Origin of the sequence: Novosphingobium album (ex Liu et al. 2023), assembly GCF_029076845.1 — a bacterium.
Classification (GTDB): domain Bacteria; phylum Pseudomonadota; class Alphaproteobacteria; order Sphingomonadales; family Sphingomonadaceae; genus Novosphingobium.
On the sequence record NZ_JARESE010000054.1, the window covers coordinates 1 to 4,930 of the forward strand.

Here is a 4,930-nt window from a genome sequence, read left to right on the forward strand (position 1 = left end):
GCATTTTGGACCTCCGATAGGTGAAAACACCTTATCTCGGTGTCCACCAAACCGGCAGCAGGCCAGCAATCGCCAGTCGGTCCGTGACGGTTTTCATCGTTGCCGCTGAACCCTCCGATGATCCCAGGTGCGAGTAGGCAACCCTGAAATCGTATAGTGTGTAGAACGGCGACATGAGGACGTTGACACGGGTCGGATCACCGGCGGAAGCCAGGAGGGCTTGAAACCGCTTCAGCGATCCCGTGCCTTTGCACTCGATATTCGCCCCGGAGAGGATTGCTCCAATTTTTGCGTTGTCGAGCGATTCTAGATGCACCTTGTTCAGCACGTCCGAAACGGAGTGTCGTTTCGCCTGCGTGTCATGGACCGGGCGACGTAGGGTCGCGGCCAGGTCAAGCACCTCTGTATCGAGATGGGCGAGCTTCGCGCCCCACCGTTTGAAACAGGCCGCTAGGAATTCCGAACGGGCGGCAAAAAGCACGCTCTCTTGGGGCAGGTCCGTGAAAATGCATTCGATCTGACCGTCGTAGAACTCGCTGGCGATGCAGTGATCCGATGGCCGGTTTTCGCTCATGAGGTAATATTGTTCGGGCTTCGGGAGTTTGGCGACGTCTCCCAGCCACATCAGCAAATGGCCGTGGCGGTTGATACCAAAGGGGAATGAAAATTGGTCCTCGAAGGCGATGTCGCCGTAGGTCGGTGATGCGAACCGAATGAGGTAACGCGGATCGGCATCGTATTTCGTGAGGACGGTCCGGTTGAAGAACAACGGCGTCAGAAACCCAGTGTCCCAAGGACGCTCTAACCCCGGATAGTAATAATAGTCATCTGGATCGTACTGGAAAGGCACATCCGTGAATTCGAAATTCTCCACGATCTTCTTGCGCTTGCTCTTAAATGCAGGCGAACCTTCCTTCGTCGCTATCTCGTGAGCGTGCATGATGAAAAAGCGCGTGCGATCAGGCAGTGTTCGAAGACCGCATGCAGGACACTCAAGCTGCGGGACATCGTTCATGTCGATCTCGACTCCCGACACCATGTCGTGAAAGCGGACGAAGACTAGATCCAACGGTCCCTTGCACGCCTCGCAATAGGCTCGCTGTGCGCCGTCTTTGGGAGGAAGCTCGTTCAGTTCCACAGGATTGATTCCGTCGGTGCGGTGAGGCTTGAAGCATAGCATTCAGCTCGCGTCAGCGCATCATAACAGGGTGCCGCCGCCGCCGTCGATACTCGCCTCGGTCAGGTCAGTCCGCTAGTTTGGCCTCATGTCCCCATCTTCCCTTTTGGGTGCCGCCGGCGAGCACTATGGGATGTCCCAGCTTTTGCGCCGCGGATTTATCGCTGCGCTAGCGCCGGTCGGCGTGCCGACCGCCGACATCGTCATTACAGACGACGCAGGCGAGCGCGCCTGTGCCTTGCAGGTGAAGACGCGCCGCGAGATCGGTAGCGATGGTGGCTGGCACATGAAGGCCAGGCACGAAGGGATTCGAGGCGCGAGCCTGTCCTATGTTTTCCTGTCGTTCCCAAACGACCTGCACAGGTTGCCGGATGCTTTCGTCATACCGAGCGGCGTGGTCGCCGAAGCTTTGTATCAGGCCCATCGCGCTTGGCTTGCGCGACCGGGTCGCGGCGGCGTCCCGCACAAGGATGGTGATATGCGCCGTTTCCTTCCGGACTACAGCCGTGAGGGTCTCGAACAGGAATTTGGTCCCGGCTGGCTCGAACAATATCGCGATGCGTGGCACCTCTTAAAACCGGAAAAGTCGTGACGAAGCGCCGGTCCCAACCGAAGAACGATGCGCTGCGGCCGCCCGAGCCGAGGAGCGAGGCGGTCATTCTGGCGGATCTAAAGGCGTTGTGCGGTCAGCCCGGCTTCGCGAACGCGGTGGCGTTCGCGTGCATTCGCGACGATCTCATTCTCTACGAGACCGAAGTCACCGCCGAGAACATGAGCTCGATGTATGCCGCATCGAGGCTCGTGCGCACAGAGGTGGCTACGCTCCTAGGTTTCATGGTCCAGGCGGGAGACGCGCCTTTCGAGCATCCTGAGCGGCAACCGGCGGACATGCTTGTTGAAGCTGAGGCGCTACTCGAAGAGCTGCACCGGTGCCTGAGCAGCCGATGGTCCATCGATCTCCCAGCTCAGATGGAACGAGGCGAGAGCTTGCCGCCGATGAACGGCGAGGCGATGCGCGAACCCATATTTTACGGCGGCGAGGCGGCGCTATCCTTCCAGTATCTCGACTTCGCCCTCCTCAAATATCGCGACGACAACGATTGGCTAGTCGCTCATCGCGGTTTTAGGATCGAGGACGCGGCCACGGTCGCGAGATCCATCAACGATCGCGTCATCGAGGGCATCGAAGCACTGCGTCGTCTGTGGCAAGAGGGTGATACCGCGCGCTTCCTTCCGGTTGATCCCTTTCGATTTTCGGCTTCGGAGATCGCGACCCGATCAGGGTTGGATGAAGCTCTCGTTGAGAAGGTGCTGGAGGCTTTTGCGCTTCCGGCCGGCCCCTGCAACTTTGGCTTCCAGGCTTTGGGGGATTTCAACGAGATCAATGCTCGACCGCTCATCAGGCATGAGGGCAATTACTGCTCCTTCAAATATTACTCGTTATTGGAATCAATCTACGAATCTCCATTCTATTGGATGGTACAAGACAAGGCTTATCGTTCGACAGCGGACGCCAATCGCGGCCGATTCACCGAACGGTTCGCTTTCGATCAGCTCGTATCGGCCTTCGGTGCAGCTCGGGTGTGGCGCAACGTCAACCTGCACCGCGCTAAAGGCGAGCGTGTCGGCGAAATCGATGTGCTCGTGGTTCTGGGAGGTCGCGCTATCGTCGTTCAGTGCAAGTCGAAGCGGCTTACGCTGGAGGCGCGGAAGGGAAACGACCTAGCGCTGAGCAAGGATTTCCATGGTGCATTCCAGCATGCCTACGATCAGGCTTTGCTATGCGCTGAAGCGCTTGCCGATCCTCACATTCAAGCGATCACCGACGATGGGCAGGTGATCACCTTCTCGGGCGCAATCTCCCGAACACTGCCGCTTTGCCTCGTGGCTGACAATTATCCGGCACTTGCCATGCAGGTCGACCAGTTCCTGAAGCGTCGCGAAGTACCAAACGTGTTGCCTGCGCTCTTCACGGACATTTTCGCGCTTGATGCCATGGCGGAGATGCTGGATCGGCCGCTATACTTCCTCAACTACCTTGAGCTGCGGGCGCGCTTTGGCGAAAAATTGCTCTTTTCGCATGAGATGACCCTGCTCTCCTACCATCTCAAATACAACCTTTGGGTGGAGGACAAATATGACAGCATGATGCTGGAGGACGATTTCGCCGCCGATCTTGAGATTGCCATGCTGGCACGACGCGCTGGGTTGCCCGGAGCCAAGACACCTAAGGGCATCCTAACGGCGATGCAGGGTACTCGATTCGATGCCCTGATCCGGCGCGTCGAGGAGCAGGACGACCCGGCTCTGGTCGACCTCGGCATGCTCCTCCTGCAGGTGAGCGGCAAATCGGCCAAGGCGATCAGCGATGCGACGGAGCGCGTGGTTGGGCAAACCCGAGCAGACGCGCGGTTGCATGATGTCAGCCTCGCGTTTCCGCCGTCTGGCATCACGATGCATTGCAGTTATGCCCCGGCCCGGGAGGCCGCCGAGCGGCTCGAAGCGCATTGCACATTGCGCAAGTACGACACTCGGGCAGAATCGTGGCACGGGCTGTGGCTAGATCCGCGCGACGGCTTGCCGCGCTTCGGCATCAAGATCGAATATCCGTGGGAGGTCGATCCGCAAATGGGTCGGGCTGTGCTGAGCATGCGTGCGCCGGCGGCAAATTATGTTGGGCCTGCCGCGTCTCGAATGAGACGGAAGATCGGGCGCAATGAGCCCTGTCCGTGCGGCAGTGGACAAAAATACAAGAAATGCTGCTTAGGTTTAACCTGACGTCGCGGTTCGCAGAGCCGTCTGACGGAGGTGGCTAAGCCGCTGGATCCCGTCTTATTTAAGCAGTTGCTGACTGGCAGCGTATGGTCGTGTGAGCGAGAAACGGACTCCCGTGCCGGCAGAAGATGCGATCCCACGCCGTAACCGGACGGTCGATTATTAGGAGCTGCCTCAGCGCCGTCTAAGGCTGGCAGTGGCGCACTGCTGACCGGCAGCTCCGCGATGGCGATGATCCATAAATTTACGTTCAGGCTTTCAAACGCGCATCAAGGATCAACCGCTCATTCAGCTTCCTCTTTGGCTCGGCCGCGCACCCGTCTCCAAGCCCACGAATGAACGTTGCGTCGCACCGAGGTTGGTCAGCCCCACCTCGCCAAATAGCTCGACCAGCACTTTACGCTGCGCTTTGCGGCTGGCTTTTGCCATCGCGGCTTCAAGGTCGTCTCTGTTCTGCGCGCCATCATAGGCATTGAGGTATCCAGCCTGTAGATTGCGGAAGTGCGTCCCCATTGTTGTCAGCGACACCTTCCGCTCCAAAAGGGCCGCAGTACTTCCACCCGAGTGGATACGCTCCACAATCTTGTCGATTGCCCGGTGCCCAACCTGAAGCTGACAGGTTTCCGAAGAAAGCACCAACTCCATCCCAAGGAACTCCGCGGGCTGATCCGGTTGGTGGATCATCGTCTTTGACCCAGGCTCGCCGGGATCACCGATGTTCAAGCCCAGTCTGCCAAGCTGGACCTTCAAGGCTGCGTGGAAGTCCAGCGCTTCCTGCTCGGTCGCGAAGAAAGACGCGATATCGTCAACGTATCGTGCGGTAGCAGCATGGGATCGCATCAGGAACCTGTCGATATCTCTCAAATAGACACCAGCGTAGAACGGCGACAGCGACATTCCCTGCCGAACGCCTGTTAGCGTCCGCGGTCGTGGTGTAATTTCCGGTGTAGATTGAGGTGCCGCAGGTGGTGGGGCATG

General features: G+C 58.5%; 4 protein-coding genes. 2 read left to right on the forward strand and 2 right to left on the reverse strand.

Translation table 11 applies throughout. From position 1 onward, the window contains the following. Positions 1 to 31: 31 nt before the first annotated feature. Complete coding sequence (locus tag PYV00_RS16060) at positions 32 to 1,138, reverse strand: hypothetical protein (protein WP_275229318.1); 1,107 nt, start codon at positions 1,136 to 1,138, stop codon at positions 32 to 34. A gap of 172 nt (positions 1,139 to 1,310) precedes the next feature. Between PYV00_RS16060 and PYV00_RS16065 the strand changes: the two genes are divergently transcribed. Continuing rightward, positions 1,311 to 1,769, forward strand: coding sequence for a hypothetical protein (locus PYV00_RS16065; RefSeq protein WP_275229319.1), 459 nt, complete (start codon positions 1,311 to 1,313; stop codon positions 1,767 to 1,769). Further along, on the forward strand, positions 1,766 to 3,955 hold the full coding sequence (locus PYV00_RS16070) for an SEC-C metal-binding domain-containing protein (RefSeq protein ID WP_275229320.1): 2,190 nt from the start codon (positions 1,766 to 1,768) through the stop codon (positions 3,953 to 3,955). The genes PYV00_RS16065 and PYV00_RS16070 overlap by 4 nt, the downstream gene beginning before the upstream one ends. 285 nt (positions 3,956 to 4,240) lie before the next feature. Here the strand turns inward: PYV00_RS16070 and PYV00_RS16075 are convergent. Next, on the reverse strand, positions 4,241 to 4,930 hold a 690-nt coding region (locus PYV00_RS16075), incomplete at its 5' end, for a reverse transcriptase domain-containing protein (RefSeq protein ID WP_275229321.1).

Bases quoted from the DNA above. Each gene is read 5' to 3' on its own strand.
- PYV00_RS16065 (WP_275229319.1), top strand. From the start codon at position 1,311: ATGTCCCAGCTTTTGCGCCGCGGATTTATCGCTGCGCTAGCGCCGGTC.